Source organism: Bradyrhizobium sp. 160, from assembly GCF_023073735.1.
In the GTDB taxonomy this organism is placed as follows: Bacteria; Pseudomonadota; Alphaproteobacteria; order Rhizobiales; family Xanthobacteraceae; genus Bradyrhizobium.
Genome location: NZ_JADPKD010000077.1, coordinates 1 through 13,486, shown reverse-complemented (window position 1 = coordinate 13,486; position 13,486 = coordinate 1). Strand labels below are relative to the sequence as shown.

General features: G+C 63.6%; 13 protein-coding genes. 10 read left to right on the top strand and 3 right to left on the bottom strand.

The genetic code is table 11. The annotated features are described in order from the left end of the window. Position 1: 1 nt before the first annotated feature. Positions 2 to 877 (bottom strand): DUF4339 domain-containing protein, encoded by an 876-nt coding sequence (locus IVA98_RS32110; RefSeq protein ID WP_247299729.1) that lies wholly within the window; start codon positions 875 to 877, stop codon positions 2 to 4. A 234-nt stretch (positions 878 to 1,111) separates the two neighbouring features. Between IVA98_RS32110 and IVA98_RS32105 the strand changes: the two genes are divergently transcribed. The 8 genes from IVA98_RS32105 (at position 1,112) to xth (ending at position 11,100) form a co-directional block, all read left to right on the top strand. Next, a complete protein-coding gene (locus IVA98_RS32105; RefSeq protein ID WP_028176997.1) occupies positions 1,112 to 1,450 on the top strand; it encodes a P-II family nitrogen regulator in 339 nt (112 codons plus the stop codon). Between the two features lie 134 nt (positions 1,451 to 1,584). After that, complete coding sequence (locus IVA98_RS32100; protein ID WP_247299727.1) at positions 1,585 to 2,886, top strand: ammonium transporter; 1,302 nt, start codon at positions 1,585 to 1,587, stop codon at positions 2,884 to 2,886. Positions 2,887 to 3,193: 307 nt separating this feature from the next. Further along, the gene (locus tag IVA98_RS32095; protein WP_247279969.1) at positions 3,194 to 3,532 is read left to right on the top strand and encodes a P-II family nitrogen regulator; all 339 of its coding nucleotides are present in this window, start codon (positions 3,194 to 3,196) and stop codon (positions 3,530 to 3,532) included. Positions 3,533 to 3,570: 38 nt separating this feature from the next. Next, entirely contained in the window at positions 3,571 to 5,019 is a 1,449-nt protein-coding gene (locus tag IVA98_RS32090) for an ammonium transporter (protein WP_247299725.1), read from the top strand. Between the two features lie 438 nt (positions 5,020 to 5,457). Then, positions 5,458 to 6,672, top strand: a complete 1,215-nt coding sequence (locus IVA98_RS32085; RefSeq protein ID WP_247279967.1) for an aminotransferase class I/II-fold pyridoxal phosphate-dependent enzyme — start codon at positions 5,458 to 5,460, stop codon at positions 6,670 to 6,672. Positions 6,673 to 6,681: 9 nt separating this feature from the next. Beyond that, entirely contained in the window at positions 6,682 to 9,156 is a 2,475-nt protein-coding gene (locus IVA98_RS32080) for a DNA translocase FtsK (protein ID WP_247299723.1), read from the top strand. A gap of 153 nt (positions 9,157 to 9,309) precedes the next feature. Continuing rightward, positions 9,310 to 10,065, top strand: coding sequence for an outer membrane lipoprotein carrier protein LolA (locus tag IVA98_RS32075; protein ID WP_247300056.1), 756 nt, complete (start codon positions 9,310 to 9,312; stop codon positions 10,063 to 10,065). Positions 10,066 to 10,284: 219 nt separating this feature from the next. Then, positions 10,285 to 11,100 carry an exodeoxyribonuclease III gene (gene xth / locus IVA98_RS32070; protein ID WP_247299720.1) on the top strand — a complete coding sequence of 272 codons (816 nt, stop codon included), beginning with the start codon at positions 10,285 to 10,287 and terminating at the stop codon, positions 11,098 to 11,100. Positions 11,101 to 11,225: 125 nt separating this feature from the next. Here the strand turns inward: xth and IVA98_RS32065 are convergent, their stop codons facing one another. Next, positions 11,226 to 11,669 carry a cyclic nucleotide-binding domain-containing protein gene (locus tag IVA98_RS32065; protein WP_247279964.1) on the bottom strand — a complete coding sequence of 148 codons (444 nt, stop codon included), beginning with the start codon at positions 11,667 to 11,669 and terminating at the stop codon, positions 11,226 to 11,228. Between the two features lie 56 nt (positions 11,670 to 11,725). After that, positions 11,726 to 12,412 carry a response regulator transcription factor gene (locus tag IVA98_RS32060; protein WP_007598630.1) on the bottom strand — a complete coding sequence of 229 codons (687 nt, stop codon included), beginning with the start codon at positions 12,410 to 12,412 and terminating at the stop codon, positions 11,726 to 11,728. Positions 12,413 to 12,646: 234 nt separating this feature from the next. Between IVA98_RS32060 and IVA98_RS32055 the strand changes: the two genes are divergently transcribed. Together IVA98_RS32055 and IVA98_RS37050 are read left to right on the top strand one after the other, a co-directional pair. Beyond that, the gene (locus tag IVA98_RS32055) at positions 12,647 to 13,183 is read left to right on the top strand and encodes a L,D-transpeptidase family protein (RefSeq protein WP_247299718.1); all 537 of its coding nucleotides are present in this window, start codon (positions 12,647 to 12,649) and stop codon (positions 13,181 to 13,183) included. A 6-nt stretch (positions 13,184 to 13,189) separates the two neighbouring features. Then, positions 13,190 to 13,324, top strand: a complete 135-nt coding sequence (locus IVA98_RS37050) for a hypothetical protein (RefSeq protein ID WP_256466435.1) — start codon at positions 13,190 to 13,192, stop codon at positions 13,322 to 13,324. The last annotated feature ends 162 nt before the right edge of the window (positions 13,325 to 13,486 follow it).

Genomic DNA, 13,486 nt, shown 5'->3' with positions numbered 1-13,486 from the left:
CTTAGCGCGAGCCGCGCGGAGCGAGCTCGGTCTGCGATGCAAACCAGTTCATGATCCAGCGATACACCCACGGGATCGGGATGATGAAGCTGCACAGGATCACGGCCACAATTCCGCGCCACAGAATGTCAAGACCGCTGCCCTTGAAGACGATTTCGCGCCGCGTGCCTTCGACGCTGCGGCAGAACCAGCGCATCTGCGCCGCGGCGACCCAGGCCCAGCCGACGATGGTGATGATCGAGACCGCGAACAGCAGGCTCCAGCCGATATAGGCCCAGATCGAGCCGGTGAAGCTCAGGCCCAGCGGCTGCCCGTTGGAGGCGAGGTTCGCGACCATCCATTTGATCAGCAGCCAGTAGAGAACGATCTGGACGATGAACAGCAGGTTGCTCAAGATCTCGCTGCCGATGAAGGAGATGGCGATCGCCAGGACGATGAAGCCGAAAAACCAGGGCACCAGCGTCATCGCATTGCCGGTGAAGCTGAGGTTCGGACGCCCCGGGACCTTCACGCAGGACACGATCCATTGCGTGTACCAGACGAACACCCACGGCGCCGGCAGGACGAAGATCATTCCGATCAGCAAGACGATGCTGCGCCAGGTGAACTCGAGGATGCCGAAATCGACCGAAAGCGATTCTCCAGCTGCGCTATCATAGCGGCCAGCGTCAGCATATCCGCCGGTCGGCATCATCGGCGGCGCGCCGCTGCCGCGGACCAGGCCAGGAATTTCGGCGGCCTTCTGCCAGCCGGCCATCCCCTCGGTCCACACCAGCGTGTCTGGGCGCACGATTCCTTGGGCGATGAGGTCGCGAAATTGCCCCTCCGGAAAGGGCCCCTGCTGCTTGCCCTCGGATGCGTAGAACCAACTCGCCATGTAGCCGCCCCCCTCGAACATACTTATGTACCGGCTGGGACGCCTGGGTTCACCGCATCCATGCCAAAAATGCATTGTGAGGGATGAACGGCTGCCCTGTACAGAGGCGGCCGTTCACATGGCCAAACGTTTTTCCGCTTCAATCTGCAACTTTTTTGTGCCATTTGCCCGGAAAGATGCCAGATTGACGCAGCGCCGGGGACATACGGCGCATCCCGGGGAATAGGCCTGACCATGAAACTCGTCGTCGCGATCATCAAACCCTTCAAGCTCGATGAGGTCCGCCAGGCCCTCACGGCGATCGGCGTCCACGGCATGACCGTGACCGAGGTGAAGGGCTATGGCCGCCAGAAGGGCCACACCGAGATCTATCGCGGCGCCGAATATGTCGTGAACTTCCTGCCCAAACTGCGCATCGAGATCGCGGTCGCATCCGACGTCGCCGACAAGGCGGTCAGCGTGATCACCGCGACCGCGCGCACCGGCCAGATCGGTGACGGCAAGATCTTCGTCACGCCGATCGACCACGCGCTGCGTATCCGCACCGGCGAAACCGACAGCGACGCGCTCTAGATTCTGGTTTGACGCGTTGTCTTGAGGCGAGCCGGAATCCGCTTCGCCCGAAAACGCGCTGATATGTCTTCGTCGATCGCACCGGGCAACGAGGCCACAGCGTGCGACGTCATCACCATGCTGGGGGAAACGACATGGCGGGATTGTTGCGCCGCGCAGCTTGTTTGGCTGTGCCGATCGGACTTTTGTCGATCATTGCCTGGCCGGCGCACGCCGCGGGCTCCGATATCAACACCGCCGACACCGCCTGGATGATCGTCGCCACCGCGCTGGTGCTGATGATGACGATCCCGGGACTTGCGCTGTTCTACTCCGGCATGGTGCGGAAGAAGAACGTGCTTGCCACCATGGCGCAGAGCCTCGCCGCAGTGACGCTGATCTCGATTCTCTGGGTCGCGTTCGGCTACTCGCTGTGCTTCGTCGGCGACGGTCCGTGGATCGGCACGCTCGACCGCTGGTTCCTTGCGGGCATGACCATGGACAGCGTCAATCCGGCGGCCAAGACGATCCCGGAATCGCTGTTCATGCTCTACCAGATGACGTTTGCGATCATCACGGTGGCGCTGGTTGCGGGCTCGGTCGCCGATCGCATGCGGTTCTCCGCCTATCTCTTGTTCTCCGTCGCCTGGTTCATCTTCGTCTACATTCCGCTGGCGCATTGGGTGTGGGGCGGCGGCTTCCTCGCCAGTATGGGCGTGTTGGATTTCGCCGGCGGCCTCGTGGTGCATCTGTCGGCCGGCACCGGCGGCCTTGTCGCCGCGATGGTGATGGGGCGCCGTCACGGTTACGGCACCGAGAATCTTTCGCCGTTCGATCTCTCGCTCGCGGTGATGGGCACCGGCCTGTTGTGGGTCGGCTGGTTCGGCTTCAACGGCGGCTCGGCGGGCGCGGCCAATTCGCGCGCGGTGATGGCGATCATCGCAACGCATCTCGCCGCCTGCGCCGGCGCCCTGACCTGGGGCGCGATCGAATGGTCGACGCGACGCAAGCCCTCGGTGCTCGGCATGATCTCCGGCGCGGTCGCGGGGCTCGGCACCATCACGCCGGCCTCCGGATTCGTGGCGCCCTGGCACGGCATTGTCATCGGCATCACCGCCGGTGCGGTTTGCTACTGGGCCTGCACCTGGCTGAAGCACCGCTTCAACTATGACGATTCGCTCGACGTGTTCGGCGTCCATGGCATGGGCGGCCTGACCGGCACCCTGCTTGGCGGCGTGTTCGCAACCAGCGCCATCGGCGGCACCGCCGGCCTGATCGAGGGCCATCCGCAGCAATTGTTGATCCAGTTCTATGGCGTCGCCGTCACCTTCGTGTGGTCGGCGGGCGTGAGCTTCATCCTGCTCAAGCTGGTCGGCCTGTTCGTGCCGTTGCGCGTATCCCGTGAGCACGAACTCGAAGGCCTGGACATTTCGCAGCACGGCGAGGCCCTGCAATAAGCCTTGCGCTACGAAATTACCTTTCCGCTGCCCGAGGCATGAGCAACATTGTGTCGACAGCCTGTCCTGCCCGCCTTTTGGGCAGTCGTGACCACGTTTTGAGCGCGACGTAATAGCGCACTGCGCAGCAGCACGCGCCAAGCGCGAAAACACCCGTTTTCATAATCTATTAGGCAACGCGCCTGATCTGGCACGGCATTTGATTCTAGGGTCCCGGCTGTGCCCGCGTAGTGAACTTCTCCCTCGTGGCGAACCAGTCGAGAACGCCCGGCCATGTCCGGACCGGGCCAAAGCGGGGATAGGACCCATGAAAATTGTTATGGCGATTATCAAGCCATTCAAGCTGGAAGAAGTCCGTGACGCCCTGACCGCCATCGGCGTTCACGGTCTCACGGTGACGGAAGTCAAGGGATATGGCCGCCAGAAGGGCCATACGGAAATCTACCGCGGCGCCGAATATGCCGTGAGCTTCCTGCCCAAGATCAAGATCGAGGTCGCTATCGCCTCCGACCAGGTCGACAAGACCGTCGACGCCATCACGTCTGCCGCGAAAACCGGCCAGATCGGCGACGGCAAGATCTTCGTCATCAACCTCGACCATGCGGTGCGCATCCGCACCGGCGAGGCCGACGCCGCGGCGCTTTGATTTCGCGCTCAACCTTTATCCAATCAGGAGTGAATAAAATGACGTTTAAGCGTCCCTATGGCGCGGGATTGGCGGCTCTCGCAGTCGGCCTGTTCGCTGCGACCGCAGCCTATGCCGAGCCAACGGTCAACAAGGGAGACAACGCCTGGATGCTGACATCGACAGTGCTGGTGCTGTTGATGACGATCCCCGGCCTCGCGCTGTTCTACGGCGGCCTCGTCCGTTCCAAGAACATGCTCTCGGTTCTGATGCAGGTGTTCTACACCGTCTGCGTCGTCACCGTGATCTGGGCCGTCTACGGCTACAGCCTCACCTTCACCGGAGGTTCCGACTTCATCGGCGGCTTCTCCAAGGCCTTCATGATGGGCGTGACCACCGATACCAAGGCCGCAACCTTCTCGGTCGACGCCAACATCTCGGAGCTCATCTATGTCTGCTTCCAGATGACCTTCGCGGCGATCACGCCCGCCCTCATCGTCGGCGCCTTCGCCGAGCGCATGAAGTTCGCGGCGATCGCGCTCTTCATCCCGCTTTGGGTCACGCTGATCTACTTCCCGATCGCGCACATGGTCTGGTACTGGCCCGGCCCGGACATGATTCAGGATGCGGCCAAGGCGCTCGCTGCTGCCACTGACGCGGCAGCCAAGACCGCGGCGCAGGCCAAGCTCGACGAGATCAATGCCGACGCCGGCTGGATCTTCAAGAAGGGCGCGATCGACTTCGCGGGCGGCACCGTGGTGCACATCAACGCCGGCATCGCGGGTCTCGTCGGCGCTCTGCTGATCGGCAAGCGCGTCGGCTATGGCAAGGAGCTGATGGCTCCGCACTCGCTGACCATGTCGATGATCGGTGCCTCGCTGCTCTGGGTCGGCTGGTTCGGCTTCAACGCCGGATCCAACCTCGAGGCCAACGGCGGCGCTGCGCTCGCCATGACCAACTCCTTCGTCGCCACCGCAGCCGCCGCGCTGTCGTGGATGTTCGCGGAGTGGATCATTAAGGGTCATCCCTCGGTGCTCGGCGTCATCTCCGGCGCTGTCGCGGGCCTCGTGGCGGTCACGCCTGCGGCCGGCTACTCCGGCGTGATGGGTGCGATCGTTCTCGGCCTCGTGGTCGGCGTAGTCTGCCTGTTCTTCTGCACCGCCGTGAAGAACGCGCTGGGCTATGACGACTCACTCGACGTGTTCGGCGTGCACTGCGTCGGCGGCATCGTCGGCGCGATCGGCACCGGCATCCTCGTCAACCCCGCGCTGGGTGGTGCCGGCATCATGGACTACACCGCGATCCCGCCGAAGGTCGGCGACTACGATTTCGCGTCGCAGATGATCGCCCAGCTCTGGGGCGTCTGCACCACGCTGGTGTGGTCGGGCATCGGTTCGGCGATCCTCTACAAGGTCGTCGATGTGATCGTTGGTCTCCGCACCAATGTCGAGAGCGAACGTGAAGGCCTCGACATCACCGAGCATACCGAGCGCGCCTACAACATGTAACTCTCCTCCCAGTCGCGATCTCCTTGGGAACCGCGACCAGACCTACGGTTCGGGCACATACCCGGCAATGCCCTGACCGTTGAGGGGCTCCAGCGCAAGCTGGAGCCCCTTTCTTTTGATCTGGAGTGCCGAAGGAAAAGATTGCAATTGCGCGATTGTGGCGAAGCTCGTTTTGGCGGGGCTTGTCCGGCCATGACGTCGCCGAAACATCGACGTTCCCGGGAAGAGCACGATCAAGCACCGTCAGCGACGAGAAGCGAGGACCTCGACAAAAGCGCCATGGATCCCGCCGTCATCCCGCCTCATTATTCCCGCTCTGGACGGAGGCGGCGGCCGATGGTTAATCGCGTCTTAACCTCGCCCTATCTATGGTGAACTGAACCGCTTCCCGCCGGTGCCTTCGCGCGACCGGCTGTTCCAAGAGTGCTGGCGCCCAGAATGGCTATGACCGCTTCATCCCGTGCGCCGCAGACCGGTGGAAGCTCCGAGACCGAACGCTCGCCCTTCGTCCGGCTGAATGAGCTCTTGGCCCCGCATCAGCCGGGTAAGCCCTTGATTACGCTTGCGGTTGGGGAGCCCCAGCATCCGGTGCCTGATTTCGTCGGCCCAGTGCTGGCCAAGCACATCGCCGATTTCGGCCGGTATCCCATGAACAAGGGCACCGACCCGTTCCGCAAAGCCGCCGGCGCCTGGCTGTCGTCGCGTTTCAACCTGCCCCGGGCGCTCGACCCCGAGAGCGAGATTCTCGTCCTCAACGGCAGCCGCGAGGGGCTGTTCCTCGCCGCGATCGCGGCCGCGCGCTATGTCGGCCCGCGCCCGGGCAAGCCCGCCGTCCTGATGCCGAACCCGTTCTATCCGGTCTATGGCGCCGGCGCCCTCGCAGCAGCTTGCGAGCCGGTCTATCTCCCGACCACCGTCGACAACGGCTTCCTGCCCGATCTCGATGCCATCGATGAGGCGACGCTGGCGCGCACGGTGGCGTTCTATCTGGCCTCGCCCGCCAATCCGCAGGGCTCGGTCGCTACACCCGATTATTTCAAGCGGTTGAAGCAACTCGCCGATCGCCACGGCTTCGTCATTCTCAGCGACGAGTGCTATTCGGAAATCTACACCCGCGAGGCACCGGGCAGCGCGCTCGAATGCGCCGGCCCCGATTTCACCCGCGTGGTCGCGTTCCAGTCGCTCTCGAAGCGCTCCAACCTTCCGGGCCTGCGTGTCGGTTTTGCCGCCGGTGACAAGAAGTTCATCGGCATGTTCCTGGAGCTGCGCAACATCGCGGCGCCACAAGTGCCGGTGCCGCTCCAGCATGTCGCGACCGTTGCTTACGGCGACGAAACGCATGTCGAGGAGAACCGCAGGCTCTACCGGATCAAGTTCGATCTCGCCGACCAGATCATCGGCAATCGTTACGGCTACCGCCGGCCCGATGCCGGCTTCTGCGTCTGGCTCGACACGTCCGCGATCGGCGACGACGTGTCCGTGACGCTGAGACTCTTCAAGGAAGCAGGCGTGCGCGTGGTGCCCGGCAGCTACCTGGCGCGGCTCCAGCCCGACGGCTTCAATCCCGGGGCAGGCTACATTCGCCTCGCGCTGGTGCAGGATGGCGAGACCACGGCGCAGGCGCTGCACCGCCTGGTCGAGACTCTGGGTTAGGCGGGGCCCATGAGCATGTCGGCAATCGAACGTGTCATTCCACTGGTCGGCCATCTGCCGCCCTCGATCCGCGAGGGGTTGGCGCGGCGCCTGCGCGAGCTCACCGGCCTCGGCCTGGTCGCGCTGTCGGGCGTCGCGTCGGCGGCGCTGATGACCTGGTCAGTGCAGGATCCCAGCCTCAGCCACGCCACCTCACGGCCGATCCGCAACATCCTCGGCTATGCCGGCGCGATCGGCGCCGATCTCGCAATGCAGATCCTCGGGCTCGGCGCGATCATGCTGGTCCTGACCGTCGCGGTTTGGGGCTGGCGCATGATGACGCATCGGCCATTCGACCGCGAAGCGCTGCGGCTCGGCTCCTGGATCCTCTGCACGGTGATCGCGGCGGGCTTCGTCAGCTGCTGGCCGCATGGCGGCGCCTGGCCGCTGCCGACCGGCCTTGGCGGCGTGGTCGGCGACGCCCTGATGCGGGCACCCGCAGTGATCTTCGGGCCGGCGGGCACGATCTATCGCATCTTGCTCGGCACGATCCTGTTCGCCGCGATGACGGCGACCTTCCTGATCGCCTGCGGTCTCGGCGCACGCGAGCATGACGACGAGCTCGCGGAGATCGAAAACGAGGACAAACCGCTCGACGCAGACGAGGAGAGCGATCGCGGCTCGGTGTCGCTGGGCTGGCTGTTCCACGCCTTGATGAGCACCAAGGCGCGACTGATCTGGCTGCTCGGTGCCGCTTACCGCTCGCTGGTCTCGAGCGGGCCGAAGACCAAGGCCGTTGCGTTCAGTCGTCAGGAGCCCAATCTCGGCGGCGGCCGCGCCGCGCCCTCGATCACACCGCAGTCCGAAGACGAGGACCACGCGGACGAGTACGAAGAAGAGGAAGACGAGGAGGAAGAGGAGGAGCCCGCCGCGCGCGCGCCGCGCAAGAAGGCTGCGCCGAAGACTCCTGCCAAGAAATCCTCCGACAAGTTCGATCTTCCGTCCGTCTCCATGCTGGCCGCGCCAAAGGCCGGCGACCGCCAGCCGCTCAGCAAGGCCGAGCTTGAAACCAACTCCCGCTCCCTCGAAGGCGTGCTCCAGGATTTCGGCGTGCGCGGCGAGATCGTGAAGGCCAATCCGGGTCCCGTCGTCACACTGTACGAGCTGGAGCCGGCGCCCGGCATCAAGTCGTCGCGCGTGATCGGGCTTGCCGACGACATCGCGCGCTCGATGAGCGCGCTATCCGCCCGCGTCGCGGTCGTGCCCGGCCGTAACGCGATCGGCATCGAGCTGCCGAACGCGCACCGGGAAAAAGTTTATCTGCGCGAACTGCTGGTGGCGAAAGAGGCGACCGACACGGTTGCAAAGCTGCCGCTCTGCCTCGGCAAGACCATCGGCGGCGATCCCGTCATCATCGACCTCGCGCGCACGCCGCACATGCTGATCGCCGGTACCACCGGCTCCGGCAAATCGGTCGCCATCAACACCATGATCCTCAGCCTGGTCTATAGGCTGCGCCCCGACCAGTGCCGGCTGATCATGGTCGATCCGAAGATGCTCGAACTCTCCGTCTATGACGGCATCCCCCATCTGCTCACGCCTGTCGTGACCGACCCGAAGAAGGCGGTGGTTGCGCTGAAATGGGCCGTGCGCGAGATGGAAGAGCGCTACAAGAACATGGCCAAGCTCGGTGTGCGCAACATCGACGGCTACAACACGCGCCTGCTCGAATTGAAGGCCAAGGGCGAGGAGCCGACGCGCACGGTGCATACCGGCTTCGACAAGGAGACCGGGAAGGCGATCTACGAGGAAGAGAAGCTCTCGCTCGACCCGCTGCCCTACATCGTCATCATCGTCGACGAAATGGCCGACCTGATGATGGTCGCCGGCAAAGACATCGAAGGCGCGGTGCAGCGTCTGGCGCAGATGGCGCGCGCCGCCGGCTTGCACGTGATCCTCGCCACGCAGCGTCCGTCGGTCGACGTCATCACCGGCACCATCAAGGCGAACTTCCCGACCCGCATCGCTTTCCAGGTGACGTCCAAGATCGACAGCCGCACCATCCTCGGCGAGATGGGCGCCGAGCAGCTGCTCGGCCAGGGCGACATGCTCTACATGGCCGGCGGCGGCCGCATCAGCCGCGTGCACGGACCGTTTGCCTCCGACGAGGAGGTCGAGAAGGTGGTGCGTCACCTCAAGACGCAGGGCCAGCCCGAATATCTCGAAGCGGTCACGGCCGAAGAGCCCACCGAGGACGAGGATGGCGCGGTGTTCGACGCCACGGGCATGGGTGCCGACGGCGGCGGCGATTTATTTGCGCAGGCCGTTGCCATCGTCAAACGTGACCGCAAGGCCTCGACCAGCTACATCCAGCGCCGCCTGCAAATCGGCTATAACCGCGCTGCATCGCTGATGGAGCGCATGGAACTGGAAGGCATCGTCGGGCCCGCCAACCATGCCGGCAAGCGTGAGATCCTGGTCGAGGAAGAAGACAGCCATATGTGAGGCAAGGGGCCTCGAGACATCATTTCACGCAGAATCGATATCTGCTTTTGGCCGAAATCACGCTAAGAAGGCGCCCAGCCACGTTAGGACGACGCGTTGATCAGACATACGGACATTCGATTCGCTGCCACCATCGCTGCGCGTAGCGCGCGTGTGGCCGGCGTGCTTCTAGTGAGCGCCGCGATGGTGACCGCAGCGTCGCTGGCGCAGACTGTGCCTGTGCCGAAGCCCGCGCCGAAGGGACGTGACGGCGGCGCCGCCGCGGGCGGGCCGGCTGTCACCGGTGCGACGCAGACGCCACCGAATCCCGTCATCCCGGATCCGCGCCGCAACGTGCCGAGCAGCATCTTCCAGACCTTCGACGCCAACCAGAAGGCACAAGCCGCCAAGGTCAGCGCCTATCTGTCCTCGCTTCAGACGCTGGTCGGGAATTTCGTTCAGGTCGGCCCCGACGGCAGCAAGACGCAGGGCGATTTCTACATCCAGAAGCCGGGCAAGGTCCGCTTCGAATATGATGCGCCGAGCCCGATCGACATCGTCGCTGACGGGTCGTCGCTGGTGGTGCGTGATCGCAAGCTCGCAACCCAGGATGTCTATCCGCTGTCGCAGACACCGCTGCGTTTCCTGCTCTCCGATCGCATCGACCTGATGAGGGACACCAACGTCGTCAACGTATCGGCCGACGACGTCTTCATCAGCGTTACCATTGAGGAGAAGCAGGCGCTGGTTGGCACCAGCCGCCTCCTCTTGATGTTTGGCGCCAAGGACGGTCAGTTGAAGCAATGGACCGTCACCGATCCGCAGGGCTACGACACCACGATCGCGGTCTACAATCTGGATTCGAGCAAGAAGCTCGATCCCAACATGTTCAAGATCGATTTCACCAATTACGGCCCATCGCCAGGTTGAACGTTCTATTGCCGTAGGGTGAGCGAAGGTGCCCTTGCGCCGTGCCCACCATCTCTTTCCTCGCGGTCGGCATGGTGGGCGCGCTTCGCTCTTCGCGCTGCAGCGGACAAGTTGCTTGGCCGTGCTTCGAGACCTCGCATTTCCAAGCTCGAAAAGACGGTGAGCACGTCGCTCTGCGCCTTTGCCGATCCTGCGAGAGCTTGCTAAGACGCACGTCCCATGCGTTTTTCCCTGACAACCTGGAACATCAATTCGGTGCGGCTACGCATCGATCTGGTCGCGAAATTCCTCAAGAGCGCGCGGCCGGACGTACTGTGCCTGCAGGAGACCAAATGCATCGACGACGCCTTTCCGCTCAAGCGTTTCAAGCGGCTGGGATATGAGCACGTCGCGCTGAATGGGCAGAAGGGCTATCATGGCGTCGCCATCGTCTCGAAGATTCCGTTCGAGTCGAAAGACATCCGGACCTTCTGCGACAAGCTGGATTCCCGCCACATCTCGGTGTCGTTCGGCGGCAAGGCCAACATCGCACAGCCGCTGATCGTGCATAATTTCTACGTGCCCGCCGGCGGCGACATTCCCGATCCCGCGCTGAACGAGAAGTTCGACCACAAGCTGCGCTTCCTCGACGAGATGACAGCCTGCGAGCCGCTGCATCCGCGAGGGCAGGACCGCCACATCCTGGTCGGCGACCTCAACGTCGCTCCGCACGAGAACGACGTCTGGTCGCACAAGCAGCTTCTGAAAGTGGTTTCGCACACACCGATCGAAACCGAGAAGCTGAAGGCGGCGCTGGCAGCCGGCGAATGGATCGATGTCGCGCGCGAGCGCATCCCGATGTCGGAGAAGGTCTATACGTGGTGGAGCTATCGCTCCCCCGACTGGACCGTCGGCGATCGCGGCCGCCGGCTCGACCACATCTGGGTCTCGCGCGCGCTGAAGGATGCGGTTCAGGATTTCAAGATCCTTCGCGATGCGCGGAGCTGGGAGCGGCCGTCGGACCATGTCCCGGTGACGGTGACCCTGGAGGTTTGATCTCCCGTCATTCCGGGGCGCGACGAAGTCGCGAACCCGGAATCCATTCACCCACTATCTCTGCGGCTCGATGGATTCCGGGCTCGCGCTACGCGCGCCCCGGAATGACGAGCGGAAAGACCGAGCTACGACGTCAGCTTCGCACCGGCCATCAAAATATCGCTGGCGATCTGGCTGGAGCGGACTGCGAATTCGTCGCGCAGGCGAACCGCGGCGGCGGGGTCGCTTTCGAGCACGCGCTGGAACAGGCTGCGCGCGATGCGGATGACGGAGGCGTGCTCCAGCGCGACCGCGGTCGACGGCCGCTTCATCGGCACCACCAGCGCGAGCTCGCCGATCAGGGCGCCGGGACCGGCGATCATTTCGGCACCGGCGCCGTCATCGACCCGGAAGGCGCCGCGCTGGACTACGAAGCCGGCGTCGGCATCGTCGCCGAGATTGAACAGGACGTCGCCGCGGACGAAGTTGCGCTGCTCGGAGCCGATCGCCAGCATGCGCAACGAGGCGTCTCCCAACAGGCGCAGTGTCGGGACACGCTCGAGAAGCGCTACATCGTCGTCGATTGACATTCAGGTCCGAGGCTCAAGGGCACGCGATCTAACGATTCGCAGGCCCCTGAAGCGTATCACGGCACCAGCTTGTAGCCACCGGCTTCCGTGACCAGGATTTCCGGGTTGGCGGCGTCCTTCTCGATCTTCTGGCGAAGGCGGTAGATGTGGGTTTCCAGCGTGTGGGTGGTGACGCCGGAATTATAACCCCAGACCTCCTGGAGCAGCGTCTCGCGCGACACCGGCATCTGGCCGGCCCGGTAGAGGAAGCGGAGGATGGCGGTCTCCTTCTCGGTAAGGCGGACCTTGCGCGCGTTCGCTGCCGTCAGCATCTTCGAGCCGGGGCGGAAAGAGTAGGGGCCGACCGAGAACACCGCGTCCTCGCTGGCCTCGTGCTGGCGAAGCTGAGCGCGGATGCGGGCGAGCAGCACGGCGAAGCGGAAGGGCTTTGCCACATAATCATTGGCGCCGGATTCCAGCCCCAAAATGGTGTCGGAATCGGTGTCGTGGCCGGTCAGCATGATGATCGGGGCCTTGAAGCCGCCCTTGCGTAAGGAGCGGACCACCTCGCGACCATCGGTATCGGGCAGGCCGACATCCATCAGAACGAGATCGGGAGCATTGGCCTTTGCGGCGCTTGCGCCCTTGGCGCCGGTGTCGACGGCGGACGCTTCGAATTCTTCGTGCAGCGATAATTGCTCCACCAACGTATCGCGCAGATCGGTATCGTCATCCACGATCAGGATCTTGCGGGCATTGGCCATAGGGGATCATCCTTTTGGGTCCGGCTCGGCGCGCATCCAAGCCGCACCCAGCCGCGAGGGAAAGTTAGGGGTCGCCGTTGTTATTGTTGTTCGTGTTGAAGTAGTGGGCTGTTACCGATTCACAAGCCAGAACCACTCTAACCCAGAATAGCAGGGCGTTTTGATGAATGTCCTGTAATGAATTCGAAACCGCATGTTCACATGAAAAACAAAGCTGCGTCAGCTAGTTACACCATGAACCGAAGTGCCGGGCCGCTGTCCGCGATCCGCGTTAGGCCTGCCGCCGGCAATCCCCGCCGGGGCTGGCTGACGGCCGGAGCACTGACGATACCGGTGGCGCTCGGACGCGGCGGCATCCTCGCCAACAAGCGCGAGGGCGACGGCGGCACCCCGAAAGGCAGCTTCCGTCCCAGGCGGCTGTGGTGGCGGGGCGATCGGCACAGCCGTCCGCAGACGTTCTTGCCGGCCCGGATCATCACCGGCGAGGACGCCTGGTGCGAGGACCCCAAAGACCGTCATTACAACCAGGGTATCCGGCTCGGCGAAGGGCAGGGCGGTGACCGGCTCAAGCGGACCGACCATCTCTATGATTTCATCATCGAGATCGACCACAACACCAGGCCGCGCATCGCCGGCCGCGGCAGCGCGGTGTTCTTGCACCTCGCCCGCGACAATTTCGGCCCGACCGCAGGCTGCGTCGCCATGACGAAATCTGCGATGCTGCAATTGCTGCGACGATTGGGACCAAGAACAAAAATCATCATCGGGTGACGACGCATGCTCGATGAGGATCAGATCGGGCAGGGAGGTGGTGACCACGGGCCCGTGCATCCACCGCCGCCGATCGAGGCCCGCGATCATTTTGCAGTGGATTTCGGCGTGCTGGGCAAGGTGTCGGTGGGGTTCGCTTAGGTGCGGCCCCTTCCGCCGTCATTGCGCGAAGCGAAGCAATCAAGAATCTTTCTGCAGAGACAATCTGGATTGCTCACATGGGGGTTTGGTGTGTCAAGATTTATGATCAGCTCTTTGTTCGATTGCAGGCCAGCTCTTCGTCCCGACCGTGGGATCTTTCGG

Bases quoted from the DNA above. Each gene is read 5' to 3' on its own strand.
- IVA98_RS32110 (WP_247299729.1), bottom strand. From the start codon at position 877: ATGGCGAGTTGGTTCTACGCATCCGAGGGCAAGCAGCAGGGGCCCTTT.
- IVA98_RS32105 (WP_028176997.1), top strand. From the start codon at position 1,112: ATGAAACTCGTCGTCGCGATCATCAAACCCTTCAAGCTCGATGAGGTC.
- IVA98_RS32100 (WP_247299727.1), top strand. From the start codon at position 1,585: ATGGCGGGATTGTTGCGCCGCGCAGCTTGTTTGGCTGTGCCGATCGGA.
- IVA98_RS32095 (WP_247279969.1), top strand. From the start codon at position 3,194: ATGAAAATTGTTATGGCGATTATCAAGCCATTCAAGCTGGAAGAAGTC.
- IVA98_RS32090 (WP_247299725.1), top strand. From the start codon at position 3,571: ATGACGTTTAAGCGTCCCTATGGCGCGGGATTGGCGGCTCTCGCAGTC.
- IVA98_RS32085 (WP_247279967.1), top strand. From the start codon at position 5,458: ATGGCTATGACCGCTTCATCCCGTGCGCCGCAGACCGGTGGAAGCTCC.
- IVA98_RS32080 (WP_247299723.1), top strand. From the start codon at position 6,682: ATGAGCATGTCGGCAATCGAACGTGTCATTCCACTGGTCGGCCATCTG.
- xth (WP_247299720.1), top strand. From the start codon at position 10,285: ATGCGTTTTTCCCTGACAACCTGGAACATCAATTCGGTGCGGCTACGC.
- IVA98_RS32065 (WP_247279964.1), bottom strand. From the start codon at position 11,669: ATGTCAATCGACGACGATGTAGCGCTTCTCGAGCGTGTCCCGACACTG.
- IVA98_RS32060 (WP_007598630.1), bottom strand. From the start codon at position 12,412: ATGGCCAATGCCCGCAAGATCCTGATCGTGGATGACGATACCGATCTG.
- IVA98_RS32055 (WP_247299718.1), top strand. From the start codon at position 12,647: ATGAACCGAAGTGCCGGGCCGCTGTCCGCGATCCGCGTTAGGCCTGCC.
- IVA98_RS37050 (WP_256466435.1), top strand. From the start codon at position 13,190: ATGCTCGATGAGGATCAGATCGGGCAGGGAGGTGGTGACCACGGGCCC.